Here is a 24,664-nt window from a genome sequence, read left to right on the forward strand (position 1 = left end):
TTCATTGCCGATCGACTAAGGCCGGATAATCGGCTTTCCGGATTCGTCGCGCGGGGCATCTTCAGGATAAACCGGCAGCTGGCCGTCGGAATCCACCGGGTGACCCTTGGCCAGCTCGGAATTGTGCATGCCGTAGATGAAGTAGAGCGCAATGGCGGCCACGACATACCAGCCGAAGAAAATCAGCACGCGATTTTCGACGGTGAAGATGAGCGCAAAGCAGGAGAGGATGCCGAGCGCCGGCAAGACCGGATAAAGCGGTACCCGGTAGCCTCGCTTGATGTCCGGGTGCGTGCGCCGCAGCCAGATCACAGTCAGGCAAACGATGCCGAATGCGGCAAGAGTGCCTACCGACGTCGCATCTCCAAGGAAGTTGATGTCGAAGAAGCCGGCGGCGCAAGCTACCGCGAGCCCTACAACCATGGTGTTGATCCACGGCGTACGGAACTTCGGGTGCACGCTGGAAAATACCTTCGGCAACAGGCCATCACGGGCCATGGTGTAGAAGATGCGCGTCTGGCCATACATCAGCACAAGGATGACTGACGTCAGGCCAATGATTGCGCCAACCTTGATGGTCTTGGCGAACCAAGCCCACTGCGGGCCGAAGGCGTCGACCGCGACCGCGACCGGATCAGGGACGTTCAGGGACTTGTAGGGGACGATCAGCGTCAGAACGATCGAAACCAGGATATAGATGATCGTGCAAGCGACGAGCGAGCCGATGATCCCGAACGGCATATCCTTGCCCGGATCCTTCGCTTCCTGACCCGCGGTCGAGACTGCTTCGAAGCCGATATAGGCGAAGAAGACGATCGAAGCGGCGCGCAGGATTCCGCTCCAGCCGAACTCGCCCTTCTCGCCGGTCGGCGGCGGGATGAACGGGTCCCAGTTGGGCGTGTACGCGGGCAGGTTGGAGAGGATGATAAAGCCGCCGACCAGGATGAAGGCGACCAGCACCGTCACCTTGATTGCGACGATTGCGTTGTTGAACTTGGCCGACTCCGAGACGCCCACGACGAGAAGGATCGCGAGGGCGCTGCAGACGAGAAAGGCGGGCAGGTTGAAGAGGTAGACAATAGGGGCGCCGTTAACGAGGACGTCGACCCCGTCCATCTGGAGATGGTGCCCGGTCGGTCCGGTCAACGCCGCTGGTATGTGAAGGCCGAAGTCGGCGAGCAGGCTGACCACATAGCCCGACCAGCCAACCGCGACCACCGACGCGGCAAGCCCATATTCGAGCAGCAGGAGCGCGCCCATCACCCAGGCGGCGAATTCGCCGATCGTGGCATAGCTATAGGTATATGCGGATCCCGATACCGGCAGGGTCGACGCCAGCTCGGCGTAGCAGAGACCTGCAAAGGCGCAGATGACTCCGGCGATCGCATAGGAAATCAGAACGGCCGGGCCCGCGTGGAGTGCTGCGGCATTGCCGGTACGCACGAAGATGCCGGCGCCGATGATGCAGCCGATCCCGAGGAAAACCAGGTTCCACGGCCCCAGGCTGCGCTTCAGCTCGCTGGTCCGGGTTTCTTCCTGGATCTGGGCGACGCTTTTGCGCAACCCTATCCGTCCTAAAAAGCTCCTCCGCGGTGCCGCAGTGGCCATTCGTACTCCCCTCGAATTGGTTCTTCAGTTCGCCGCGGACCCTAGCGCCTCGGAACGCAGGCGCAATCCCCTTGCCGCTTATCCGCTAACTTGTTGCCCTACCGCGACAACATTGGCCCCAATGGGGCGCCGCCGAAGACATGCATGTGAAGATGCGGCACTTCCTGCCCGCCGCGCTTGCCGCTGTTGGAGAGGACCCGATAGCCCTGGGTATCGGCGCCGGTCATCCGCGCCACTTCGCCGATTGTCCGGACGAAATCCGCGATTTCCGCGTCGGAGGCCTTGGCAGTGAAATCGTCCCAGCTGACATAATCGCCCTTGGGAATCACCAGAACATGAATTGGGGCGAGCGGGTTGATATCATGAAATGCCAGGCTGTGATCGGTCTCCATCACCGTCTTGCTGGGGATCTCGCCGCGCAGGATCCGGGCGAAAATATTCTGGTCGTCATATGGCTGCTTGGCATCGATGGGCATGGATGAGGTTAACTCCGCTTGACCCTATGGCCTCGCTCGCTACCACGAAAAGCGATGAGTGAGGAAACCCCTGAGTCCCTAATCCCCTATGATGAGATTGTGCAGGAGGCCCTGCGCGACGTCGTCGGCCGCGTGCTGCACGAGGTGGAGCAGGCCGGCGGACTGCCGGGCGGCCATCATTTCTACATTACGTTCAAGACCCGAATGCCTGGGGTTTCGATCCCCAAGCATCTGGTCGAGCGCTTTCCGGATGAAATGACGATCGTCATCCAGCATCGCTTCTGGGATCTGAAGGTTGAGGATCAGGGGTTCACGGTTGGATTGAGCTTCGGGGGGGTGCCGTCGACGCTGGTCGTGCCCTTTGCCGCGGTAACGGATTTCGTCGATCCCGCGGTCGATTTCAGTTTGAAGTTCCAGGCCGATGGAGCCGTTGAGGGCCATGAAGAACATGACGAGCCCGAAAATGATTCTCCAGTTGCGGAGCCTGCAGAGGACGGCTCGAACGTCGTCAATGTGGACTTCACGCGCAAGAAATAGCCCCTGAATCGCCACCCCTGGACTTGATCCGGGGTCCGCCTTCCTACTAGCGGCGGGAAGCACAGGAAGATGCCGGATCAAGTCCGGCATGACGGCATAGGAACGATCATGAGCACGCACACTCGCACCGAAACCGACAGCTTTGGCCCGATCGAGGTGCCCGGCGACAGCTATTGGGGGGCTCAAACCGAGCGCTCCATCGCCAATTTTCCGTTCGGCGAGCGCGAGCGGATGCCGGCCGAAATCGTCCACGCCCTAGGCTATGTGAAGCAGGCCGCGGCGCGGGTGAATGCCCGGATCGGCGGCCTTGCGCCGGAAATCGCCGAGGCGATCCAGCAGGCGGCCGGCGAAGTGGCGCGAGGTGACCTCGATGGTCAGTTTCCACTGGTCATCTGGCAGACCGGGTCCGGCACTCAGTCGAACATGAACGCCAATGAAGTGATTGCCGGGCGGGCAAATGAGCAGCTGACCGGCACGCGCGGCGGCAAGACGCCGGTCCATCCCAACGACCATGTCAACAAGGGGCAATCGTCGAACGATAGCTTCCCGACCGCGATGCACATTGCCGCCGGATTGGCGGTTTACCGGAAGCTGCTGCCGGCGCTGAAAAGGCTCCACGCCCGGCTCGACGACCAGGCGAAGCGCTGGGACAGGATCGTCAAGATCGGTCGCACCCACCTTCAGGATGCGACGCCCCTGACCCTTGGCCAGGAATTCTCAGGCTATGCGATGATGATCGAAGACAACATCGCCCGCGTGGATGCGGCGTTGCCAAGGGTGTTACGGCTGGCACAGGGCGGCACTGCCGTGGGTACCGGCCTTAATGCGCCGGAGGGTTTCGCCGACGCGTTCGCCAAGGAAATTTCCAACCTTACCCAGCTGCCGTTTACGTCGGCGCCCAACAAATTCGCCGAACTGGCCGCCCACGACACGATGGTTGAGCTGTCCGGCGTCCTCAATACCATTGCCGTCAGCTGTACGAAGATCGCCAATGATATCCGGCTGCTCGGTTCGGGCCCACGCTGCGGGCTCGGCGAATTGAAGTTGCCGGAAAATGAGCCCGGCAGCTCGATCATGCCGGGCAAGGTCAATCCGACCCAGTGCGAGATGCTGACGATGGTAGCCGCTCAGGTGATGGGCAATCATGTCGCAGTCACCGTGGGCGGGCTCCAGGGCCATTTGGAGCTGAACGTGTTCAAGCCGCTGATCGGCGCCAATGTTATCCGCTCGATCAACCTGCTGTCGAACGGCATGGACAGCTTTACCGAGCGGACGCTCGACGGCCTGGAGCCGGACGAAACACGCATCGCCGAGCTGATGAACCGGTCGCTGATGCTGGTGACTGCGCTTGCTCCCGAAATCGGGTATGACAATGCCGCAACGATCGCCAAGCACGCGCACAAGAAGGGCCTGACCTTGAAACAAGCCGGGTTGGAATTGGAACTGGTCGACGAGGAGACTTTCGACCGAGTGGTCAAGCCGGAGAAGATGCTTGGCCGCTAGCCAAGCCATTCGCATTGGCGGCGCGTTCGCCGCGCTCGCTTCCCTTATGCTCGCCGGCTGCGCGCCCAAGGCGCCCGCGCCTCAGCCGCCGGTGCCGACCGCTCCGCCCGCAGTACCGACGCCTGCCCCGGTCGCGTTGGATCCCGAAAGCTATATGGCCTTTACCGCGTCGAGCGCGCTGTTCGCAGTCCGAGCGTCGAATTTTGCCGAAGGCCGCGGATCGACCAACAAGATCCAGAAGTTCGCGACAAAGGTCGTCATGGACCAAATGGGAATCGGTGCCCAGCTGAGTTTTGCCGGTCGGCGCATCGACCTGTTGCCATCTGCGCAGCCGCTGCCGGAGCACCAGGCGATGCTTGAGTTGCTGGCGTCCAGCACAAACTTTGATGCGACCTACAAGGCCCAGCTTGCCAAGGTGCTGAGAAAGGCCGCTGCGGCGCATCGGGCGTTCGAGGCGAACGGCTCCAGCCCGACGCTTCGTCCCGTCGCCCGGTTTGCGGCGCCGGTCTGCGAGAAGAATCTCGCCGCTCTCTTGAAGCTCTAGGCTCCGGCCTGCCAGTTCAGGATTGCGTCACTGGGTGCCAGCAGCATCCAAATGTTGAGCGTGAGATTGTCGCGGATGGCGACGAGCGGGATCAGCTCCAGCAACAGGACGACCGCTACACTGGCCCAAATGGGAAGACGCCGTGCAGCGAGGAAACCCAATGCCATCATCGCTATGTCGCTAGCCGAATTGATAATCGAATCGCCCGAGTAGCCCAGCGCGATGGTCGCCTCCCGGTAGCGATCGATGATCATCGGGGTGTTCTCGATGATTTCCCACGCGGCCTCGACGACCAATGCAGCCAGAAATCGCAGATCGACGCTCGCCTTCGGCCATAGCCAACTGAGTGCCCAGTAGAAGAGAAAGCCATGGACGATGTGACTAGGGCTGTACCAGTCGGCCAGCATCTGGCTCTGCGCTGGACCGACCTGGCCCCAAACCGTCACCGACCCGCAAGTGCAGATCGGCGGCCGGCCCATCGCCCAGAGGATGGCGATCGAAAGTCCCAAAACAGCGAAAAGACTGTGAAGCGGCTTGGGCCGCGGCAGCGTGGCCAGCATGGGCGGCATGGGTAAGCAGCAATGTCCGGCTTGCCAAGCACGCCTTCGGCAACAAGAGGTTGAGCCGTCGGACCACCCTGGCTTCCGATATCTTTAGCGCAGCTGCCAGGTCAGGCGGACGCCGAGGTTATTGATACCGCTATTCTGGCGGCCAAATAGGTGCGCGTGGCTCATGTGAACCCAACTCGCCTCGATGCTCAACCGATCGGTCATTCGCGCACCCAATCCGAACTCCGGTTCGAAGAGTATCTGGCTGCCGAACTCAATGTCATCGTTGGCGGGGTCGAAATGGTTTGCTGCAGAACCGGTGTGGACGGCGATGCCAAGTCCGGGACGGACGAAGATCCGGTTGCCGAACTTGGCCGAAAGGCCAACCGCACCATAGTGGGTATCGCCCGCAGAATTTACCGAAAGGAAGGCATAAGGCTGAAGCGGTGTGCGACCAATGCGTCCGCCCCGCCAGCCGAACTGCATGTCGATCCCACCTTCGGGGCCGCTCCGGGAAAATGACGTGCCGATGTCGTGGGCGTAAGCACCACCGAACAGCTCGCCGGCATGGGCCGGCGAGGATGCGACAAGGCCGGCAAGCGTGGCGAGCAATAGACGCCTGGCCTTCATTGCACTCTCCCTGATTCGGCTGGGGCAACAGTGCATCAGGGTGATATTAGCCGTAGGGCGTCCAAAAGTCATTTCGGGACAGCAATTTATGCCGAAAAACTGCCTAAATTACTGCTCTGATGTAATAAATGTAGCTTATGCTGACGCTAATTGATCTGGATTGCGTCAACATCTCGTCAGGTTCACTGATTTTTGGAATCTAGATCGCTGGCATGGTGCCAGTCGCTGCCCAATGGCGCTTCACTGGGGATTGCCGTTGCGGGCCCCTTCGGATCGAGGCTTGAATTCGATCTTCTCCCTCGACCCTTTGTCTTGGGGTCCCAATCTTGCTAGGGGCGCGGCCAATCGCCGCCTTCCTGCGCGGCTATCCGATGCAACCTTAGAGGACTGGCGAATGATCCCTACCGGCCAAGACAGTTTGAAGACCCGTTCGACGCTGGAGGCCGGCGGCAAGAGTTACCTTTATTATTCGCTCGAAAAGGCCGCCGCTGCTCTCGGCGATGTCAGCCGCCTGCCTTTCTCGATGAAGGTGCTGCTGGAAAACCTCCTGCGTTTCGAGGACGGGGTCACTGTCACTCGCGACGATTTGCAGAGCATGGTCGACTGGCAGAAGGAGCGGCGGATCAACCGGGAGATCCAGTATCGCCCGGCGCGGGTACTGATGCAGGACTTCACCGGGGTTCCGGCCGTCGTCGACTTGGCCGCAATGCGCGATGCAATGAAGTCGCTTGGCGGCGACGCGCAGAAGATCAACCCGCAGGTCCCGGTCCATTTGGTCATCGACCATAGCGTCATGGTCGATGAGTTCGGCACCCCGCGTTCGTTCGAGCAAAACGTCGTGCTGGAATATCAGCGCAATGCCGAGCGTTACGAGTTCCTGAAGTGGGGATCGAACGCATTCGACAATTTCAAGGTCGTGCCGCCGGGCACCGGCATCTGTCACCAAGTGAACCTTGAAAATATTGGCCAGACGATTTGGACCAGCACCGACCAGGACGGCAACGAAGTCGCCTATCCTGACACGCTGGTCGGCACCGACAGCCATACGACGATGATCAATGGGCTCGGCGTTCTAGGCTGGGGCGTCGGCGGGATCGAGGCGGAGGCGGCCATGCTCGGCCAGCCGGTCTCGATGCTCATTCCCGAGGTGGTCGGTTTCCGCCTTTCTGGCGAACTCAAAGAAGGCATAACCGCCACCGACCTGGTGCTGACCGTGACTCAGATGCTCCGCGCCAAGGGCGTGGTTGGCCGCTTCGTCGAATTCTTCGGCCCCGGCCTCGACGCGCTCAGCCTCGCCGACCGCGCAACGATCGCCAACATGGCGCCCGAATATGGCGCGACCTGCGGCTTCTTCCCGATCGATGAGCGGACCGTCGATTATCTCAAGCTCACCGGCCGCGACGAGGTCCGCATCGAATTGGTCCGTGCTTACGCCAAGGCGCAAGGCATGTGGCGTGATGCGTCCACTCCGGATCCGGTGTTCACCGACACGCTGGAACTGGACATGTCTTCTGTCCAGCCGAGCCTCGCCGGGCCAAAGCGTCCGCAGGACCGGGTGCTGCTGAGCGATGTCGACAACCGCTTCAACGAAGAGCTGATCGCTACCTACAAGAAGGGTGATGCCCCCCGCGTTCCCGTAAAGGGCGGGGAGTTCGATGTTGGCAATGGCGACGTGATGATCGCCGCAATCACCAGCTGCACCAATACCTCGAATCCCTCTGTACTTGTTGCCGCCGGGCTGGTTGCCCGTAAGGCGCGTGCGCTTGGCCTCACGCCAAAACCTTGGGTAAAGACATCGCTTGCCCCGGGAAGCCAGGTGGTGACCGACTATCTGAATGCCAGCGGTTTGAGCGAGGATCTTGATGCGATCGGGTTCAACCTGGTCGGTTATGGTTGCACCACCTGCATCGGAAATTCGGGCCCGCTCGCGCCGGAAATCAGCGCCGCGATTGCCGAGAATGACCTCGTCGCAGCGTCGGTGCTGTCTGGTAACCGCAACTTCGAAGGCCGTGTGTCGCCGGACTGCCGGGCCAACTATCTAGCATCGCCGCCGCTGGTGGTCGCATATGCGCTGATGGGCACCGTCCGCAACGACATGAACAAGACGCCGCTGGGTAAGAGCAAGGCCGGGGTCGACGTATTCTTGAAGGATGTCTGGCCTTCGAACGATGAGGTCCGCGCGCTGATCGACGCCCATGTCCACAGCGACATGTTCCGCCGCCGCTATGCCGACGTCTATCATGGCGACGATCGCTGGCGGGCGATCGACGTGACTGGTGGCGAAACCTACAATTGGCCGCCCACGTCGACCTATATTCAAAACCCGCCCTATTTCACCGGAATGACGATGACCCCCAAGCCGCTGACCGACATAAGCGGGGCCCGGGCGCTTGCGGTATTCGGCGATTCGATCACCACTGATCACATTTCACCAGCGGGCGCGATCAAGCTCGACAGCCCTGCCGGGAAATATCTGAGCGATCATGGCGTGCCCCGCGCGGAGTTCAACAGCTATGGCGCGCGCCGCGGCAACCATGAAGTCATGATGCGCGGCACTTTCGCCAATATTCGCATCCGCAACCGCATGCTTGACGGGGTCGAGGGCGGCATGACCCGCTACGCGCCTACCGAAGAAGTGATGCCGATATATGATGCGGCAATGAAGTATCAGGCCGACGGTACGCCACTGGTGGTCATTGCCGGCAAGGAATATGGCACCGGCTCGTCGCGCGACTGGGCCGCCAAGGGCACCGTATTACTTGGTGTTCGGGCTGTGCTGGCCGAGAGCTTCGAGCGCATTCACCGTTCGAACCTGGTCGGCATGGGCGTCATCCCGCTCCAATTCGCCGACGGCGAAGGCGCCAGCACCTACCAGATCGACGGTAGCGAAATTTATTCGATCGAAGGCATCGCCTCGATCGAACCGCGCCAGGACGTCTCGGTCAAGGTCACTCGCACCAATGGTAAGACCTTCGACATCACCGCCCGCTGCCGCATCGATACCTACAACGAACTCGAATATTATCGCTCGGGCGGCATCCTCCAGTTTGTTCTAAGGAATCTGGCCAGCTGACCTACACCGAGATCCTCGTCGAGATTGTCGGCTGGACCGGCGCCCTGTTGATCTTGCTCGCGTATTTGCTGCTGTCGATGGGCAAGCTGACCGGCCAGTCGGCGCTCTATCAGTGGATGAATGTGGTCGGGGCGGCGGGCTTTACTGTTAATGGATGGTGGCATGGCGCACTGCCCTCGGCAGCGCTGAATGTGATCTGGATGCTGATCGGGGGAGTGGCGCTATGGCAGATCGCGCGCAAGAAGGATTTGTCTACCTCGGCCAGGTGACTGCAGCCGCTAGGCGTCAGGCGCACCAAGCGCCACCTCCAGCCACGCCGGAATGATGGCATTTGGTGGGATGGCGTCGGCACGGGCGTGCACAACTGCCAGACCCAGTTCGGGATAGCCAACCCTTGTCCGGTCGCCGCCATCTCCCTCAACTACAACCAGTCGGCGATTGACCTTTTGCCGCCAGTTCATGCGCGCCGTATTTTCCTGGCCGACGAAGCAGCCCTTGGAGAAGCTGACCCCGTTCAATTCGGTGGCGTTGCATTCGAGCCAGAGCAGATCGCCCAGCTCTGCCCGTCCTTCGCAGACGCCAAGGCGTAGGCGATGTTCCGGCCAGTCGGTCACCGGATCATTGGCGGGGGCAAGCCAGCGTTGGCCCAGCTCCGCCAGCCGCGGGTCCGCAACGCCTGCACTTACGTCCCGCGACCAATGAACCGCGAGGCTATCGTCGCGAGCGATCGAAATGGGGCGGCGCAGCCGATAAAGCGATAATCGCTTGATAAGATCGTCAGCTGCGTCATTTTCGCAATCGATCAGCAGGTCATCGCCATCTGCCCAGACCAGGAAATCGAACAGGCATTTGCCCTGGGGCGTGAGCAGACCGGCCCACATCGGCAACGCGCCTGCAACGTCTTGCGTCACGAGCCCCTGGAGGAAATCGCGGACGTCTGCGCCCGAAAGGCGGAGGACGGCACGGTCGGTGAGGGTGGTCGCGGGCATGCAGCTTAGCTAAGGAGCCCGCGTGAATATGCAATCGATCACCATGCGCCGCCCTGACGATTGGCACGTCCATCTACGCGACGGGGACATGCTCGAGCGGGTCGTGCCCCACACGGCACGCCAGTTCGCCCGGGCTATCGTCATGCCCAATCTTGCTCCGCCGGTGACCAGCATCGACGGGGCCGTCGCCTATCGCGACCGGATCGTTTCGGTCGCCGGCCCCAATTTCACCCCGCTGATGACCGCCTATCTGACCGATAATGTCGATGCGGACGAACTGGGGCGCGGGCACGCCGAGGGCGTATGGGTCGCCGCCAAGCTCTACCCGGCGGGCGCGACGACTAATAGCGCCAGCGGCGTCACCGATATCCGCAACATCCACCCGGCCCTGGAGCGAATGGAGCGGATCGGAATGATTTTATGCGTTCATGGCGAGGTGACCGACCCTGCCGTGGACGTCTTCGACCGTGAGGCGGTGTTCATCGACCGCATCCTTACGGGAATCGTCCGTGATTTTCCCGCTCTCAAGGTCGTGCTGGAACATATCACCACGAAGCAGGCCGCCCAGTTCGTCGCCGACGCGCCCGCGACGGTTGCCGCGACAATTACCCCGCAACACCTCCATCTCAATCGCAACGCCCTGTTTCAGGGTGGTCTCCGCCCTCACGCCTATTGCCTGCCCGTGCTGAAGCGTGAGGAGCATCGCCTGGCAGTGCGAAAGGCGGGGGTCAGCGGCTCCCCCAAATTTTTCCTTGGTACCGATAGCGCCCCCCACGCGCGTGAAGCCAAGGAATCGGCCTGCGGATGCGCGGGTATATTCAATGCGCCATTCGCACTCGAAAGCTATGCCACGGTGTTCGAGGAAGAGAAGGCGCTCGACAAGTTCGAAGGCTTCGCGTCCGAGCACGGCCCGCGTTTCTATGGCTTGCCGCTCAATGACGGGACGATAACGCTGGAGCGCTCTGACCAGCTTGTACCCGACACGGTCGACGGGCTGGTGCCCTTCCACGCCGGCGAGACGATAGGCTGGCGAGTGGCCGGCTAAGCTATGCCAATCCCCTTCGGCCCCACGATGTCGCCGAAGAAATGCTCGACCCGGTCATAGCATTCGCATGCCCGGCGCTCGAGTCCGCCGCGATCATGCACCTCGATGATTCCCCGCCTGGTGGTGATCAACCCTTCGTCCTGCAGCTCGCGGGCAACCGCATTGACGGTAGTCCGTTGTACGCCAAGCAGCCCGGCTAGGGACTCCTGGGTTAGTTCGAGCCTGTCGCCCGCCCGGTCCTGTGCCGTCAGCAGCCAGCGTGCGGCCCTGGCCTCGATGGCATGGAAGCTATTGCAGGCGACTGTCTGCATGATCTGCGCAAGCAAATAGTCCGCGTAGCGGCAGTAAAGGTTGCGGAGATGGGCGGAACGGCTCTTGGCTTCCTCGATCACCGCCATGGGGACTTTGGCCGCCGGGCCAGCAACGATTACCTCCGCCCGGGTAAAGGCCGGAGCGCGGCCGCAACTGATGATCCCACCGACCGCGCCCTCACGGCCAATCGACGCGACCTCGACCGACCGCCCGTCATCAAGATCGACGACCATCGAAATCATCGTAGGACCGAACGGGAAAAGCGAGTGGTCCACATCGACCCCGCGGCGCAGAACCGTCATGCCCAAATCGAGATCGACCATCTGCAGGCGCGATTCCAGCAATTGACGCAGCTCGTTTGGGAAGGTCGAAAGCAGGCGATTGCCGGAAAAGGCGTCCCCGATCGAAGGTGGAGCGTAGCGGATCTCGGTCATGGAATGACGTCCCTTTGGTGGGGAAACAGATATCCAATGATCGGCCAATCGAATCGTTTCATGCCGCCAACGACGAATATCGCAAGCTAGGCGCCATGGGCGGTTGAACGCGGTAACTTCGTTCGCTAAAGCCGCGCTCAGTCCTCCGTGCTCGGCCTTCCCCCAGAAAGCCTGCGCGCCTCGGATCCCGGAGACGTGGGTGAGTGGCTGAAACCAACGCTTTGCTAAAGCGTCATACGGGAAACCGTATCGAGGGTTCGAATCCCTCCGTCTCCGCCAGTTCTACCTAGAAAATTGCGAAAAAATTGAAGCAAGAGCGTTAGTTCCCATAAACGCTCCCCAATGCAATGATCGCTTGGGCCTAATCGCGCTTGGCACTGCAGCGGCTCATGACCAGCGCTTCGCCCGAATCTCTTATGACCGGTTTCGACCCATTGCGGTCATAAGCCGAATGACCGCCTTCGACCCAAAGTGGACATTCAGCCAACGCGACGGATAGCGCACCAGTTGGTCCATGCGGCCCACAGATCGGGCTTTCCTCTAGCAATCACGCCGAGCCATCCGCCTGCGGCGAGGCCAATCGACAGGCTAATTGCCAGCACCGCCGCGCCGAGCTTTTGCAGATTACGCCTGAGCAACTCATGCTGACGCAAACGAATGGTCCAGAACATCTTCGATGGGTTGGAGCGCTCACCTTAGGTTACGAGCGATCTGTGCTGAAGCGTAAGCTCCTTTCCCTGTTCGCGGGAAGTTCGATCACGAAGGATTTTGGCCCGCGCTCGTTCGAGGGCGATTATGGTAAGCATTTGGGAGGCGCGAAGCTTTTCCTTAGGCTCAAGTTTGATAGTTCGACGGGGATGGCCCCAGGAATGTAGGCACCGCCCGCAATGGTTTGACCCTGACATCATGTCAGACTTCATAAGTCCTTGCAGGCGAGTCGATTGAAAAGGGTCTCGACGATGGGCGAGTGCCAGGACCACACGCAAGGCCATACGCACCACTGCCGCGATGATAACACCAAGGAGATGGTGAAGGACCTCGTTTGCGGCATGATGGTCGATCCCAAAGCCGCTCCTCACCACGCGGACACTGGCGGGTCGCGATACTATTTTTGCAGTGCCGGATGCAGCGACAAGTTCACGGCCGCTCCCGACCGCTATCTCAACCCACAAGACTCACATCCGAAAATGCAAACGCCGACGCTCGGTGAACTGCCTGCGGCCGCCGAAGGCACCATCTGGATCTGCCCGATGCATCCCCAGATCCGGCGCAATGGCCCCGGCCAATGTCCCATCTGCGGCATGGCGCTGGAACCCTTGGAGCCGAAGTTCGACGAGGGACCCAACCCCGAGCTGATCGACATGAACCGCCGTTTCTGGGTGAGCGCCGTGCTGACCCTGCCACTGGTCGTCCTGACCTTCGGCGCTGAGTTGTTCGGATGGGAGCCATTCCCGATGGCCCTTTCGATGTGGATCCAACTCGCGCTGGCGACGCCGGTGGTTTTGTGGGGCGGCTGGCCGTTCTTCGAGCGGCTGTGGGCCTCGCTCAAAACCCGCAACCTCAACATGTTCACGCTGATCGGTCTCGGCGTTGGCGTCGCATACGGCTACAGCGTCGTGGGCGCTCTCGCACCGGAACTGTTTCCAACATCTCTGCGAACGATGGGCGGGCTAGTTCCGGTCTACTTCGAGGCGGCCGCGGCAATCACCACTTTGGTGCTGCTCGGCCAAGTTCTGGAGCTTCGTGCCCGGTCGGCTACCGGAAAGGCGATCCGGGCCTTGCTGGGGTTGGCTCCAAAGACGGCGCGGCGGGTTCGCGACGGCATCGAAGAGGATATCCCGCTGGAGCACGTCCATGTCGATGACATGTTGCGCGTGCGCCCCGGCGAGAAAGTGCCAGTCGATGGCATCGTGCTCGAAGGCAGGAGCTCGGTCGACGAGTCGATGATCTCGGGCGAGCCGATTCCGGTCGAGAAGGTCGAAGGAACAAAGCTAATCGGCGCCACGGTCAATGGCACCGGCTCACTGCTCATGAGGGCCGAGCGCGTTGGCCGCGACACGATGCTGTCGCAGATCGTCCACATGGTTGCGGAGGCGCAGCGCTCGCGAGCGCCGATCCAGAAGTTGGCTGACAAGGTGTCTGGTTGGTTTGTGCCGGGGGTCGTCCTGATCGCAGTCCTGACATTCATCGTCTGGTCGTTTGCTGGACCAGAGCCACGGCTGCCTCATGCGCTAGTCAACGCCATCGCGGTGTTGATCATCGCCTGCCCCTGCGCACTCGGTCTCGCAACGCCAATGTCGATCATGGTCGGCACCGGTAAGGGTGCCACGCAAGGTGTGTTAGTGAAGAACGCTGAGGCGCTGGAGCTGATGGAAAAGATCGACACGCTGGTGGTCGACAAGACCGGCACGCTAACGCTTGGCAAACCACGGCTGGTCAAGGTGGTGACCGCCAACGGCTTCGAGGTGAACGAGGTCCTCCGACTTGCAGCCTCGCTTGAAAAGGGCAGCGAACATCCGCTTGCCGCGGCGATCGTCGAGGGTGCGGAAGAGCGCGGCGCCGAGGCGGTGCCGGCTGCCAATTTTAAGTCGCATACCGGCAAGGGCGTGACTGGAAAGGTTGCGGACCGCGCAGTCGCGCTCGGCAACAAGCCGATGATGGCAGCCCTTGGAGTCGATACCGCCTCGCTCGACGCGGAAGCCGATCCGCTGCGAGGTGAGGGCCAGGGCGTGATGTTTGTCGCGATCGATCAGAAGCTCGCCGGGCTGGTGGTGGTCGCGGACCCGATCAAGGAGAGTGCGGTCGCGGCGGTGGCCAACCTCCGCAAGCATGGCGTGCGCGTGGTCATGATGACCGGCGACAACCGGCGCACAGCCGAAGCCGTCGCGCGCAAGATCGGCGGGATCGACGAAGTGCTTGCCGATGTGCTGCCCGATCAAAAACAGGCGATGGTTGAAAGGCTGCGCCGAGAAGGGCGCCGCGTGGGCATGGCTGGTGACGGGATCAACGATGCTCCCGCCCTGGCGGCTGCCGATGTCGGAATCGCCATGGGCACCGGCACGGATGTCGCCATGGAAAGTGCCGCCGTAACGCTAGTGAAGGGCGATCTCAGCGGTATCGTCCGAGCACGCCGCCTCAGCCGCGCCACCATGCGCAACATTCGCGAAAACTTGTTCTTCTCCTTTGTGTTCAACGCGGCCGGTGTGCCGATCGCTGCCGGGGTCCTCTACCCCTGGTTTGGAATTTTATTGAGCCCGATTATCGCTGGCGCTGCGATGGCGTTCAGCTCGGTGGCGGTCATTGGCAACTCGCTGCGGCTGCGCACGGTCCAGCTCGGATAGTCTGGTTGGGAGGTTGAAATGAGCGGACGGTTCAGGGGCTTCTCCCTTATGACGGTCGTGGCAGTCGCATCAGCGGCTCTGTTCTGGCTTCTGCGCGATCATTGGGGCCATGCGCTAGGCCTGGCGCCTTATCTGCTGTTTCTAGCCTGTCCGATCATGCACCTTTTCATGCATCGTGGGCATGGACATGGACAATCTGGTGAGCACGGCAGGTGAACATCGGGCAAGCCTCCAGCTCTAGCGGCATCTCACAGCGCATGATCAGGCATTACGAAAAAATTGGACTGATCCCGCCGGCTGTACGCCGCAATTCCGGTTACCGTGACTATGACCAGCGTGACGTCTACACGCTGCGTTTTATCGGCCGCGCTCGCGATCTGGGATTTCCGATCGAGGAAATCCGCACCCTGCTTGCATTGTGGCGTGATCGTGACCGGCCGAGCGCTGAGGTAAAGAAGCTTGCTTTGTCTCGTGCGGCCGAACTCCATGCGCGGGCTGCTGCACTGGAGTCTATGCGATGCACGCTGGAGCATTTGGCCGATACTTGCCACGGCGATGACCGGCCGGATTGCCCGATTTTGCACGAACTCGAGTGGGGAACGCCATGATGAGGATTTCGATCAACGGCGCAGACACTCGATTGAATATCGGGCCGATCGACGCCATATCGCCATCCGTGAATTTACGCCCGCTCTTTGCGATTCTGATCGCGTTCGCGATGCTGTTCTCCCCGCTTGCGATGCAAACCGGCAGCGCGATGGCGATGGCGCCTGCCGATCACAGCAGCCAAATGATGAACAAGGGTCACTGCGACGGCCAGCCAGCCAAGGGCGATCACGGCAAGTCGACGGAAAAGTCTTGTTGCGTCGCGATGTGCACAGCGGTTGCAGTCACCCCAATGACTTCATTTGAACCGCATAGTTTCTCACGGCTTATCGAGCGACCTGCGTTGGTTCAGTTCCAGCACAGTTTCCTGGCCGAACTGCCGACCCCCCCTCCGCGTCTGGCGTGAAGTCGATTTAACCCAATTCGATTTCACGGAGACAAGAAATGAAGATGATTTTTGGCGCACTAGCGCTCGCTCTGGCTGTTCCCGCCGCGGCTCAGACCGCACCCGCTACCGATCCGCATGCTGGCCATCACCAGCAAATGGAAATGGACCATAGCAAGCACCAGCAGGGCATGCACGACGGCATGGATTGCTGCGAAAAGATGAAGCAATCCGGTGGCAAGATGGAATGCATGGATGAGAAGGGCGAGGCCAAGCAGGCCGCGCCTGCGTCCGAGCACGAAGGCCACACCCACTAACTAGTCGGGGCGCCGTCCAACGGCGGCGCCCCTTCTTCCAAACAAAGACAGCCTTTGGCGCTCGTTAGGCGCGGAGAACGCCATGACCTATTCTGTTTCCCTCGGCCGCAGAGCCTTCCTTGGCGGCGGCGCCGCATTGGCAGCCGCTGCTGGCCTGCAACCTGCCTGGGCACGCGCGCTCAGTCATGGTGTAGCAGCCAAAAACCAAGGCACGCTCAGCGGCGAGGACATCCGCATGATCGTTGCCAACTCCGGTTTTACAGTCGACGGCCGGCTCGGGCACGCCGTCACAATCAACGGCACCATCCCAGCACCGCTGCTCCGCCTCAAGCAAGGCCAGAATGTCCGCATTACCGTCGAAAACCGGCTGGCCGAGGACACTTCGATTCACTGGCATGGCCTCCTCGTGCCGTTCCAGATGGATGGCGTTCCCGGCGTTAGCTTCCCCGGCATCCGGCCCGGCCAGAGCTTCACCTCTGATTTTCCGATCAAGCAGTCGGGCACATATTGGTATCACAGTCACAGCGGGTTGCAGGAGCAGCTCGGCCATTACGGTCCGATCATCATCGACCCGGCAGGCCCCGACCCAGTCGCCTATGATCGCGAGCATGTGATCGTTCTCTCCGACTGGAGCTTTATGCACCCGCACATGATCTTCACGCGGCTCAAGCAGGAAGGGGGCTTTTTCAACCGAAACAAGCGAACGCTGGCGGACAGGATGAATGACAAGCATGATCCGCTATCGCCGACCGACCGCAAGATGTTCGCGAAGATGCGGATGGACCCGACTGATATCGCCGACATCACCGCGGCCGCCTACACCTTCATGGTCAATGGCCACAGCCCCGCGGAAAACTGGACCGGACTGTTCTCGCCTGGCGAACGAGTGCGCCTGCGCATCATCAACGCGGCCACCCAAACTATCTTCAACCTGCGCATTCCGGGCCTCAAGTTGACCGTTGTTGCCGCTGACGGAGTCGATGTTCGTCCTGTCGAGGTGGAGGAACTCCAGATCGGCAATGCGGAGACATATGACGTCATCGTCCATCCCGAGGACCAGGCTTACGCTTTTGTCGCCGAAAGCATCGATCGCTCAGGTATGGGCGTGGCCACGCTGGCGCCCCGTGCCGGAATGCGCGCGGCCGTGCCGCCGCTACGCGAGCGCCCAACACTAACGATGGTGGATATGGGCATGACGGGTCATGGTGCGCACGCCGGTCATGGCACAGCGAGTAACACGCCGATGGTCCACGACATGCGCGACAAGTCCAAGGTCGACTTCAAAGTCGGTGCCGGTGTCGACATGATCGCGCCGATGCCAATGGACCGCAGCGGTGATCCCGGCATCGGCCTCGACAATGTCGGGCACAAGGTCCTGACCTACAAAGACCTCGTTTCGCTCAAGCCGAATGCCGATACGCGACCGCCGACCCGTCGCATCGACATCCACCTGACCGGCAACATGGAACGGTTCATGTGGTCGATGGATGGCGAGAAGCTGAGCGAGAACCCAGAGCCCTACCGCCTGGCCAGGAACGAGCGCGTGCGGATGCGGCTCATAAACGACACGATGATGACGCATCCGATGCACATCCACGGGCACTTTTGGCAGATCGTCAATGGTCACGGGGCACACCAGCCGTCGAAGCACACGGTAAGGGTGCTGCCTGGCGGTTACATCGACCTGGACATGACCGCGGATGCGCCAGGCGACTGGGCCTTCCACTGCCACCTGCTCTACCACATGCACGCGGGGATGATGCGGGTTGTCAAGATTCGGCCAATGGACGGAGACGCGGCGTGAGGACGCTCGTTCTCTTTTTCGCCGCGACCGCGTTGAGCGCTTCGCCAGCCGTTGCTCAGCATGCCGGCCACAGTATGCCGGGTATGACCATGCCGATGCCGGAAAAGAAGCCTCTCGCGAAAAAGGCTCCGGCGAAGAAGCCCTCTGCCAAAAAGCCGGGAGCCCAGAAGGCGCCAGCGAAAAAAGCTCCGATTAGGAAAGTCGGTGTAAGGAAGCCGGCTGCCTCGAAGCCGGTCACGGCGCCCGACGAGCACGCCGGCCATGCCATGTCGGCCGTGCCCGGAATGGAAATGCAGGGAAATGATATACCCGCAGTGCCTTCCGGAGAGCAGCCCAATCCCCACGCTGGTCACCAGATGCCAACCGAGGATCAGCCGCAAGCCCAACCTGCGGACGCGCATGCTGGCCATGACATGTCGGCGATGCCCGGCATGGAGGATCACGATATGGGTCAGATGGGGACGCCCGCGCCGCCGCTTGGCCCGCCGCCTCCCGAAGCGCTGACCGGACCCGAATGGGCCGCCGACACCTATTGGTCGGGGCAGCCCCAGTCACGCGAAACCCTAAGCGCCGAGCATGGAACAACGAAGGTCGGCCGGTTCCTGGTCGATCGCGCCGAGACGCGCGTTCGCGAGGGGCGCGATGCGTATCTGCTCGACATCCAAGCTTGGTATGGTGGTGACATCAACAAGCTTTGGACCAAGGCAGAGATCGAGGGGCCTTGGGGCAAGAAGCTCGAGCATGCCGAGGTTCAAGCTCTTTGGAGTCACGCCATCGGCCCCTTCTTCGACCTCCAGACGGGCGTCCGTTACGACCCGCAGCCGGGGCCGAACCGCAGCCATCTGGTGCTCGGCATTGAGGGGCTCGCCCCCTACTGGTGGGAAGTCGAAGGCGCAGTCTTTCTATCCAACAAGGGCGAAGTCACGGCGCGTGCAGAAGGTGAATATGACCTTCGCATCACTCAGAAGCTGATCGTGCAACCTCGCGCGGAGGTCAATCTCGCGCTGCAAGACGTTCCCGAGCTTGCCATCGGCTCTGGTCTTACGAACGCCTCGCTTGGCCTCAGGCTGCGCTACCAATTCTCGCCGCTTTGCGCCCCATACATCGGCGTCGAATATGAGCGTGCGTTCGGCGACACCCGCCGATTCTTGCGAGCCGAAGGCGATGACCCACGTGGGTTTAACCTGATCGCCGGCGTTCGTTTCTGGCTCTGAGAATGGAGAGGGAGAAGAATAAATGAAGTTCATTGCTGTTATCACTGCTGCCATGCTCGCGACCCAACCTGCGGTCGCACAGCATGCAGGTCACAACCCCACAGCCGAGGCACCGGCGAAGGCGGCACAAAGCGCGGACGAAGCTGCGGTCAAAAGCGTACTGAGGCACTATCAGTCAGCGGTTGAACGCCTCGACGGGACTGGCACTGAGCACCTGTTTACTTCCGACTCTGCAATCGTCGAGACCGGCGGCGTCGAAGGGACCTACGCCCACTATTTGGCCCATCACCTCACGCCCGAATTGGGGGAGTTCAAGAGCTTCAGCTTCTCGGACTATAAGGTGGATGTCCGTTTCGAGGGGCCGGTCGCGCTTGCCACCGAGAGTTACAAATACCGCATCGAAACAAAGACCGGCGTGGTGGCCGAGCGCCTCGGCGTCACCACTAGCGTCCTGAAAAAGGTCGGTGGGCAGTGGAAGATCCTCGTCGGTCACAACTCCGCTCGCAAACCGAGCGCGTCATGATCTCTGTGCGGTGATAGGAAATAAGAAGGGGGAAGTTCCGATGGCCGAAGGAAGGTTTCTAGATCTGCGCCGGCATTTGCCAAGCAGCGCGTTTGTAGGATTGTTGCTGCTAGTAATGGCAGCCTTCGTCGGAGTTTTTATCTATGTCGGTGTTTATAATATCGGCGCCGACGCACCGCACTCAAAGCTCGTTTATGAGACGCTTAATCAGCTGCGTGAGCGCGCCATCAAGCACCACTCTCGCGACATTGTCCCTCCCGCTGATTTGGCCGACCCCAAACGGATCGCTGCCGGCGCTGGACTCTACGCGGAAATGTGCACGGGCTGCCATTTGGGTCCGGGCATGGAGAAGTCTGAGCTGAGCCAAGGCCTCTATCCGCCGGCACCAGAACTTGCACGCCCATCGGACCGTTCAGCCGCGCAGCAGTTCTGGATCATTAAGCATGGCGTCAAACTCAGCGCCATGCCGGCCTGGGGCCGTACCCACGATGACCAGCTTATCTGGAACATGGTGGCATTCGTCCGCACTCTGTCGAAACTCTCACCCGAACAATACAAGGCCGCGCTCGCCAACGCCCCCGCGGATCATGATGAAATGATGAAGGGCATGCAGGGTATGATGGTCGGTCACAGTCGAGAGTCGGGCTCGGAGGCCGAGCACCCGCATCAACACAAACATGCGCATTGAGATGGTATCGAGGCGCGACCCCAACGGCAACTTTAGACCCACTGCGGACATAGCGCTTGATGAGTTTCCGCCGTCCATCCGGCTGCCCTGATCCAATTGCCCGACCAATATTCTACAACCACTATCTGTTCGAAGTTGGAATTTGATGATTGTTGCCGTTTGGGCGATGGGGGTTTGCCGGACTAACAAGGGCGCCGCTAATCAAATCCAATGGCTCGATCGCATCCATGTCGCTGGAATCCCATCAAGGCCTAGTAGGACTGCTGGAAGAGCGGCGCGCCGAGCTTCGGCGGTTTCTGGTCGCAAGGACCGGAAGCGAAGCTGATGCCGATGATTTGCTGAGTGAGCTCTGGATAAAGGTCAACACCGGACAGCCTGGGCCGATTGCCAGTCCCACCGCCTACCTTTTCCGGATGGCGAACAATCTCGTGCTCGACCGCATTCGCGAAGCGCGCCGGCGCGAACGGCGGGAGAGCGAATGGACCGCCGATCGGCATGGCCTCCATTCGACCTTGATGGAAGTCTCCGACAGTTCGCCGAACGCAGAACAGCTCATGGTGGAGAGTGGCGAGGCGAGGCGCTTGGCCGATGCCATCGCCCAGTTGCCCGCTGGCGCCCAGCGCGTCCTGCGAAGGCACAAGCTTGATGGCCTGAGCCACGGGGAGGTCGCGGCAGAGCTCGGCATCAGCAAGAGCGCTGTCGAAAAACATATGGCGGTGGCGATGAATCATCTTCGCCGGTTGCTGGGGGACTGAGGCGATGGCCGTGGCGCGACGTCAACGCAATGATCAGGGAAGTCCGGTGGCCAGCGCCACGGGCTGCAAGGCATGACGATGGACCGAATTTACGAGGAGGCTGCCAACTGGCTCGTTCGCGAGCCGGATGATGCCATGGATTGGCCCGGCTTCACCCATTGGCTTGAGGCTGACCCGCGGCACCGCGCGGCATATGACGAGCTTGCCCTCATCGATGCCGAGCTTGACGACCATTCCACACGACTTGCCGCCGCACGTCCCGAACCACTCCCAGTAGCAGCGAACGATAGCCAGCCTTTACGCTGGGGCCGTTGGGCTGGGATGGGCGGGGGCGCAATTGCCGCCTGCCTCGCCCTCGTCTTCGCGCTCCAGCCGGTCGGCCGTGACGTGCCAATCCAGGACTATCGCTCGGCGATTGGCAAGAACAGCCAGATTGCCCTTGGCGACGGCTCCAAGATTGTGCTTGCGCCGGCAAGTCACCTTACGGTTCAGGGCGACCAGCTGGCATTGGAAGGTACGGGTTATTTCGATATCCCCCACAAGCCCGGTCGGACCCTTATTATTCGCGCGGGTGAATTCCAGATTAGTGATGTGGGCACTCAATTCTCGGTTGGGAATGAGGCCGATGGCGTCAGCGTCGACGTCGCGGAGGGTTCCCTGTCCGTGTCGTCCGAACGGCTAGCGAAGCCGATCGCCCTTGCTGCCGGGCATGGCCTCCGTGCCGACCGGTCCAGCAAGACTATCCGGATGACGAGCGTCGATCCGCAACAGGTCGCCAGTTGGCGCCGTGGACAGCTGCAATTCGACCAGACCCCCCTGGCGCTGGTGGCCCGCGACATCTCGCGCTATTCGGGCGAGAAGGTCATGGTCGATCCGGCTATCGCCAACCAGCCTTTCAGCGGAGTGATTGCGATTGACGAAGGTGCGTCGCCCGCCCGAGCCCTGGCCCAAATCCTTTCTGTGGAAACCAGGCCTGTGGATGGCGGTATTCGCCTGGAGCCTCGCGGCCGCTAGCAATCCGGCCTCCGCTGCGTCCGTGCATGCGGAATCGCGGCCGATCAATATTCCCGCCGGAGCGTTGGCAAAGGCAATCCGACGGCTGTCCGATAGCACCGGGGTGTCAGTCGGCTATGCTGGACGACTTCCAGATATACGCACTCGCGAAGTACGCGGTGCGTCGAACGCTTCAGAGGCGTTGCGCCAGATGCTTCAGGGGAGCGGCTACCGGGCGATCGCGACCGGACTGTCAAGCTTCAGGATTGAGCGGGTCCCGACGACCGAGCCTCGTCCCACGCCGATCCCTACTGCTCCGTCGCAAAGCGACGTGCCACAGCCGGAAATTGTGGTTACGGCACTCAAACGGCCTTCGCCCTTGTCGACCCTGCCAGCCACAATCCGAGTTATCCGCGACGACCGCCTATTTTCAGCTACCGGAATTCCCGGCAGCGACGCTCTTGCTCGCGACATTCCAGCCTTGAGCATCAGCGGGCTGGGGCCCGGCCGCAATCGCATGTTTCTCCGCGGGATCGGTGATGGCCCGCTGAATGGCTTCAATCAGGGAAGCGTCGCAATCCTGCTCGACGAATCCCGGCTTAACTATGATGCGCCCGATCCCGACTGGGCATTGGTCGATATTGATCAGGTCGAAGTGCTCGAAGGTCCGCAAGGCCCACTCTACGGCACAGGGGCCTTGGGTGGTATCGTCAAGATCTCAACCAACCGGCCCGACACTTCCCATGCCTCGGCCCAAATATTCGGGGGATTGTCGCTGACGCAGGACGGCGACCTGTCGAACAGTCAGTCGGTGGCGATCAACGTGCCGCTGGCTAGCGGTCGGCTAGCGCTGCGCGCAGTCGCCTACCGCCAGCAGCAGGCCGGCTGGATCGACAATGTCGGCGGACGCAACGATTCCAATAACGAGCGGCTTAGTGGCGGACGGGCCACCCTTCGCTGGACGCCGGGCGGCTGGACGATCGACCTTGCCGCCGGTGCCCAAAGTCGCGGTGCGCGCGATAGCCAATATGTCGACGGCGACCTGGGGCCACTGGAACGAAGCGACCGCCTCCGCGAACCCCGCGACCTCGACGCTAAGGTCGCCATGTTGACGGTGCGGGGGCCGCTTGGCGGCGTTGACGTGACGTCGATCACCAGCATCAGCCGCCAGGAGGCGGTTGCTGCTTACGATGCCACGCCGCTGGCGGCATTGCTCGGAGCGACCGGCCCAACGAAAGTCGACGACGATCGCAATTACAGCCTGTTCGATCAGGAAATCCGGGTCAGTAATCCGCACTCCGGGCGGTTTGATTGGCTGGCTGGCGTCTCGCTGATCAAGGCGACGACCGACGCGGACATCGTCGCCGAGGATTCCGCTGACGTTTTTCCCATTTTGACCTTCAAACGGTCGGTGACCGAAGCGGCGCTTTTTGGAGAAGCGAGCGTTGCACTCACCCCCACGCTGAAGCTTGGCGGTGGTGCCAGGGTCTTTTCCAGCCGGGTCGAAGACGAAGGACGCCAGGGTGGTTCGGACAGCCTTCGCGGCCAGCGAAAGGTCAGGGGTTCGGGCAGCGCCAGCATCGCCTGGAACCCCACCGACCACGCAACCTTCTTCGTCCGGGCGGCGACAGCTTATCGGCCGGGAGGAATCAATATTCAGCCCGATGCCACTCAGCCGTCATATGACGCCGATGAACTGGCAAGCGCCGAACTAGGATCTCGCCTGGAGCTAATTCCATCGCTGTCGGTCGACGCCACGCTATTCGCGGCGCAATGGAAGCATGTGCAGACCGACGAGCTGCTGGCGAACGGGCTGGTCGCAACGCGTAATGCGGGAAATGCGCGGAATTACGGTGTGGAAGCGGATATTCGCTGGGCAATATCGCATCGAACGGAGTTGATTGGTGGCCTGCTCCTCCAGTCGGCCCGGCTGGAATCGTCGGGATCCGGCGAACCAATCGATGACCGGCGCCTGCCTGTCGTTCCCCAGCTATCGGCAAGATTGAAACTGGCCCAGGAGTTCAGGCTCGGATCCTGGGAAGGCAAGGCAAATCTCGGCCTGCAGTACGTCGGGGCGACGCATTTGAGTTTCGACCCCGCGCTTGACCGCCGCACCGGCGGACACGCGGTTATCGATGCCTCCCTCGGCTTAACGCGCGGAGGCTGGACCGTAGCGCTAGTGGGCGACAACCTCGCCAACAGTAGCGCCGACACCTTTGCGTTCGGCAACCCCTATCGGGTCCGAACAGAGCCGCAACGTACCCCTTTGAAGCCGCGCACTGTCGGCATCACGGTCGGCCGAAGCTTCTAGATCGAATTTTTTTGTGGAGTCCGGCTGA

At 61.2% G+C, this 24,664-nt stretch carries 25 protein-coding genes and 1 tRNA gene; 19 read left to right on the forward strand and 7 right to left on the reverse strand.

Annotated elements, in window-relative coordinates; translation table 11 throughout:
• Window positions 1-15 precede the first annotated feature (15 nt).
• Window positions 16-1,563, reverse strand: a complete 1,548-nt coding sequence (locus LVY65_RS08935; RefSeq protein ID WP_235067700.1) for an amino acid permease — start codon at window positions 1,561-1,563, stop codon at window positions 16-18.
• A 143-nt stretch (window positions 1,564-1,706) separates the two neighbouring features.
• On the reverse strand, window positions 1,707-2,084 hold the full coding sequence (locus LVY65_RS08940; protein ID WP_235067702.1) for a histidine triad nucleotide-binding protein: 378 nt from the start codon (window positions 2,082-2,084) through the stop codon (window positions 1,707-1,709).
• A 54-nt stretch (window positions 2,085-2,138) separates the two neighbouring features.
• Between LVY65_RS08940 and LVY65_RS08945 the strand changes: the two genes are divergently transcribed.
• The 3 genes from LVY65_RS08945 to LVY65_RS08955 all read left to right on the forward strand — a co-directional run bounded on the left by LVY65_RS08945 (window position 2,139) and on the right by LVY65_RS08955 (window position 4,668).
• Window positions 2,139-2,621, forward strand: coding sequence for an SspB family protein (locus LVY65_RS08945; protein ID WP_235067703.1), 483 nt, complete (start codon window positions 2,139-2,141; stop codon window positions 2,619-2,621).
• A 108-nt stretch (window positions 2,622-2,729) separates the two neighbouring features.
• Window positions 2,730-4,124: a class II fumarate hydratase gene (fumC, locus tag LVY65_RS08950; protein WP_235067704.1), complete on the forward strand. Its 1,395-nt coding sequence runs from the start codon at window positions 2,730-2,732 to the stop codon at window positions 4,122-4,124.
• Window positions 4,114-4,668, forward strand: a complete 555-nt coding sequence (locus LVY65_RS08955) for a DUF4142 domain-containing protein (RefSeq protein ID WP_235067705.1) — start codon at window positions 4,114-4,116, stop codon at window positions 4,666-4,668. The genes fumC and LVY65_RS08955 overlap by 11 nt, the downstream gene beginning before the upstream one ends.
• Here LVY65_RS08955 and LVY65_RS08960 read toward each other — a convergent pair.
• Window positions 4,665-5,228, reverse strand: a complete 564-nt coding sequence (locus LVY65_RS08960; RefSeq protein WP_235067706.1) for a DUF2585 family protein — start codon at window positions 5,226-5,228, stop codon at window positions 4,665-4,667. The genes LVY65_RS08955 and LVY65_RS08960 overlap by 4 nt on opposite strands.
• Window positions 5,229-5,321: 93 nt before the next feature.
• The gene (locus tag LVY65_RS08965) at window positions 5,322-5,846 is read right to left on the reverse strand and encodes an acyloxyacyl hydrolase (protein WP_235067707.1); all 525 of its coding nucleotides are present in this window, start codon (window positions 5,844-5,846) and stop codon (window positions 5,322-5,324) included.
• 394 nt (window positions 5,847-6,240) lie between these two features.
• On the opposite strand from LVY65_RS08965, the gene acnA reads away from it, so the two are divergent.
• Together acnA and LVY65_RS08975 are read left to right on the forward strand one after the other, a co-directional pair.
• Window positions 6,241-8,919, forward strand: a complete 2,679-nt coding sequence (gene acnA / locus LVY65_RS08970; RefSeq protein WP_235067708.1) for an aconitate hydratase AcnA — start codon at window positions 6,241-6,243, stop codon at window positions 8,917-8,919.
• 23 nt (window positions 8,920-8,942) lie between these two features.
• Window positions 8,943-9,188 (forward strand): CBU_0592 family membrane protein, encoded by a 246-nt coding sequence (locus LVY65_RS08975; RefSeq protein WP_456242942.1) that lies wholly within the window; start codon window positions 8,943-8,945, stop codon window positions 9,186-9,188.
• A 9-nt stretch (window positions 9,189-9,197) separates the two neighbouring features.
• On the opposite strand, the gene ygfZ is transcribed toward LVY65_RS08975, so the two are convergent.
• A complete protein-coding gene (gene ygfZ, locus LVY65_RS08980) occupies window positions 9,198-9,908 on the reverse strand; it encodes a CAF17-like 4Fe-4S cluster assembly/insertion protein YgfZ (RefSeq protein ID WP_235067710.1) in 711 nt (236 codons plus the stop codon).
• Window positions 9,909-9,936: 28 nt separating this feature from the next.
• On the opposite strand from ygfZ, the gene pyrC reads away from it, so the two are divergent.
• Window positions 9,937-10,953 (forward strand): dihydroorotase, encoded by a 1,017-nt coding sequence (gene pyrC / locus LVY65_RS08985; RefSeq protein WP_235067979.1) that lies wholly within the window; start codon window positions 9,937-9,939, stop codon window positions 10,951-10,953.
• Here the strand turns inward: pyrC and LVY65_RS08990 are convergent.
• A complete protein-coding gene (locus tag LVY65_RS08990) occupies window positions 10,950-11,699 on the reverse strand; it encodes a Crp/Fnr family transcriptional regulator (RefSeq protein ID WP_235067711.1) in 750 nt (249 codons plus the stop codon). The two genes, pyrC and LVY65_RS08990, sit on opposite strands and share 4 nt — an antisense overlap.
• Before the next feature lie 189 nt (window positions 11,700-11,888).
• Here LVY65_RS08990 and LVY65_RS08995 point away from each other — a divergent pair.
• Window positions 11,889-11,978: transfer RNA gene (locus tag LVY65_RS08995), tRNA-Ser, on the forward strand.
• A gap of 200 nt (window positions 11,979-12,178) precedes the next feature.
• On the opposite strand, the gene LVY65_RS09000 is transcribed toward LVY65_RS08995, so the two are convergent.
• Window positions 12,179-12,370: a hypothetical protein gene (locus LVY65_RS09000; RefSeq protein ID WP_235067712.1), complete on the reverse strand. Its 192-nt coding sequence runs from the start codon at window positions 12,368-12,370 to the stop codon at window positions 12,179-12,181.
• Window positions 12,371-12,724: 354 nt separating this feature from the next.
• Here LVY65_RS09000 and LVY65_RS09005 point away from each other — a divergent pair, with 354 nt between their 5' ends.
• The 12 genes from LVY65_RS09005 (at window position 12,725) to LVY65_RS09060 (ending at window position 24,636) form a co-directional block, all read left to right on the forward strand.
• On the forward strand, window positions 12,725-15,040 hold the full coding sequence (locus LVY65_RS09005) for a heavy metal translocating P-type ATPase (RefSeq protein ID WP_235067980.1): 2,316 nt from the start codon (window positions 12,725-12,727) through the stop codon (window positions 15,038-15,040).
• A 48-nt stretch (window positions 15,041-15,088) separates the two neighbouring features.
• Complete coding sequence (locus LVY65_RS09010; protein WP_235067713.1) at window positions 15,089-15,256, forward strand: DUF2933 domain-containing protein; 168 nt, start codon at window positions 15,089-15,091, stop codon at window positions 15,254-15,256.
• Complete coding sequence (cueR, locus tag LVY65_RS09015) at window positions 15,253-15,648, forward strand: Cu(I)-responsive transcriptional regulator (protein WP_235067714.1); 396 nt, start codon at window positions 15,253-15,255, stop codon at window positions 15,646-15,648. Before LVY65_RS09010 ends, cueR begins: the two co-directional genes overlap by 4 nt.
• A complete protein-coding gene (locus LVY65_RS09020) occupies window positions 15,645-16,052 on the forward strand; it encodes a hypothetical protein (protein ID WP_235067715.1) in 408 nt (135 codons plus the stop codon). The genes cueR and LVY65_RS09020 overlap by 4 nt, the downstream gene beginning before the upstream one ends.
• A 38-nt stretch (window positions 16,053-16,090) precedes the next feature.
• Window positions 16,091-16,348, forward strand: a complete 258-nt coding sequence (locus LVY65_RS09025) for a hypothetical protein (protein WP_235067716.1) — start codon at window positions 16,091-16,093, stop codon at window positions 16,346-16,348.
• An 82-nt stretch (window positions 16,349-16,430) separates the two neighbouring features.
• Entirely contained in the window at window positions 16,431-18,152 is a 1,722-nt protein-coding gene (locus tag LVY65_RS09030; RefSeq protein ID WP_235067717.1) for a copper resistance system multicopper oxidase, read from the forward strand.
• Window positions 18,149-19,366, forward strand: a complete 1,218-nt coding sequence (locus LVY65_RS09035) for a copper resistance protein B (protein ID WP_235067718.1) — start codon at window positions 18,149-18,151, stop codon at window positions 19,364-19,366. Before LVY65_RS09030 ends, LVY65_RS09035 begins: the two co-directional genes overlap by 4 nt.
• A gap of 22 nt (window positions 19,367-19,388) precedes the next feature.
• Window positions 19,389-19,889, forward strand: a complete 501-nt coding sequence (locus tag LVY65_RS09040) for a YybH family protein (RefSeq protein WP_235067719.1) — start codon at window positions 19,389-19,391, stop codon at window positions 19,887-19,889.
• A 115-nt stretch (window positions 19,890-20,004) separates the two neighbouring features.
• Window positions 20,005-20,577 (forward strand): c-type cytochrome, encoded by a 573-nt coding sequence (locus LVY65_RS09045; protein WP_235067720.1) that lies wholly within the window; start codon window positions 20,005-20,007, stop codon window positions 20,575-20,577.
• Between the two features lie 227 nt (window positions 20,578-20,804).
• Window positions 20,805-21,332, forward strand: coding sequence for an RNA polymerase sigma factor (locus tag LVY65_RS09050; RefSeq protein ID WP_235067721.1), 528 nt, complete (start codon window positions 20,805-20,807; stop codon window positions 21,330-21,332).
• Window positions 21,333-21,410: 78 nt separating this feature from the next.
• Window positions 21,411-22,346, forward strand: a complete 936-nt coding sequence (locus LVY65_RS09055; protein WP_235067722.1) for a FecR family protein — start codon at window positions 21,411-21,413, stop codon at window positions 22,344-22,346.
• The gene (locus LVY65_RS09060; RefSeq protein WP_235067723.1) at window positions 22,312-24,636 is read left to right on the forward strand and encodes a TonB-dependent receptor; all 2,325 of its coding nucleotides are present in this window, start codon (window positions 22,312-22,314) and stop codon (window positions 24,634-24,636) included. The genes LVY65_RS09055 and LVY65_RS09060 overlap by 35 nt, the downstream gene beginning before the upstream one ends.
• Window positions 24,637-24,664: the final 28 nt, after the last annotated feature.

The sequence above is a fragment of the Sphingomonas cremea genome, from assembly GCF_021502585.1.
GTDB lineage: Bacteria > Pseudomonadota > Alphaproteobacteria > Sphingomonadales > Sphingomonadaceae > Sphingomicrobium > Sphingomicrobium cremea.

Coding starts and splice junctions, on each gene's coding strand:
- LVY65_RS08940 (WP_235067702.1), bottom strand. CDS start 2,084: ATGCCCATCGATGCCAAGCAGCCATATGACGACCAGAATATTTTCGCC.
- LVY65_RS08945 (WP_235067703.1), top strand. CDS start 2,139: ATGAGTGAGGAAACCCCTGAGTCCCTAATCCCCTATGATGAGATTGTG.
- fumC (WP_235067704.1), top strand. CDS start 2,730: ATGAGCACGCACACTCGCACCGAAACCGACAGCTTTGGCCCGATCGAG.
- LVY65_RS08960 (WP_235067706.1), bottom strand. CDS start 5,228: ATGCTGGCCACGCTGCCGCGGCCCAAGCCGCTTCACAGTCTTTTCGCT.
- LVY65_RS08965 (WP_235067707.1), bottom strand. CDS start 5,846: ATGAAGGCCAGGCGTCTATTGCTCGCCACGCTTGCCGGCCTTGTCGCA.
- acnA (WP_235067708.1), top strand. CDS start 6,241: ATGATCCCTACCGGCCAAGACAGTTTGAAGACCCGTTCGACGCTGGAG.
- ygfZ (WP_235067710.1), bottom strand. CDS start 9,908: ATGCCCGCGACCACCCTCACCGACCGTGCCGTCCTCCGCCTTTCGGGC.
- pyrC (WP_235067979.1), top strand. CDS start 9,937: ATGCAATCGATCACCATGCGCCGCCCTGACGATTGGCACGTCCATCTA.
- LVY65_RS08990 (WP_235067711.1), bottom strand. CDS start 11,699: ATGACCGAGATCCGCTACGCTCCACCTTCGATCGGGGACGCCTTTTCC.
- LVY65_RS09000 (WP_235067712.1), bottom strand. CDS start 12,370: ATGTTCTGGACCATTCGTTTGCGTCAGCATGAGTTGCTCAGGCGTAAT.
- LVY65_RS09005 (WP_235067980.1), top strand. CDS start 12,725: ATGGTGAAGGACCTCGTTTGCGGCATGATGGTCGATCCCAAAGCCGCT.
- LVY65_RS09010 (WP_235067713.1), top strand. CDS start 15,089: ATGACGGTCGTGGCAGTCGCATCAGCGGCTCTGTTCTGGCTTCTGCGC.
- LVY65_RS09020 (WP_235067715.1), top strand. CDS start 15,645: ATGATGAGGATTTCGATCAACGGCGCAGACACTCGATTGAATATCGGG.
- LVY65_RS09025 (WP_235067716.1), top strand. CDS start 16,091: ATGAAGATGATTTTTGGCGCACTAGCGCTCGCTCTGGCTGTTCCCGCC.
- LVY65_RS09030 (WP_235067717.1), top strand. CDS start 16,431: ATGACCTATTCTGTTTCCCTCGGCCGCAGAGCCTTCCTTGGCGGCGGC.
- LVY65_RS09040 (WP_235067719.1), top strand. CDS start 19,389: ATGAAGTTCATTGCTGTTATCACTGCTGCCATGCTCGCGACCCAACCT.
- LVY65_RS09045 (WP_235067720.1), top strand. CDS start 20,005: ATGGCAGCCTTCGTCGGAGTTTTTATCTATGTCGGTGTTTATAATATC.
- LVY65_RS09050 (WP_235067721.1), top strand. CDS start 20,805: ATGTCGCTGGAATCCCATCAAGGCCTAGTAGGACTGCTGGAAGAGCGG.
- LVY65_RS09055 (WP_235067722.1), top strand. CDS start 21,411: ATGGACCGAATTTACGAGGAGGCTGCCAACTGGCTCGTTCGCGAGCCG.
- LVY65_RS09060 (WP_235067723.1), top strand. CDS start 22,312: ATGGCGGTATTCGCCTGGAGCCTCGCGGCCGCTAGCAATCCGGCCTCC.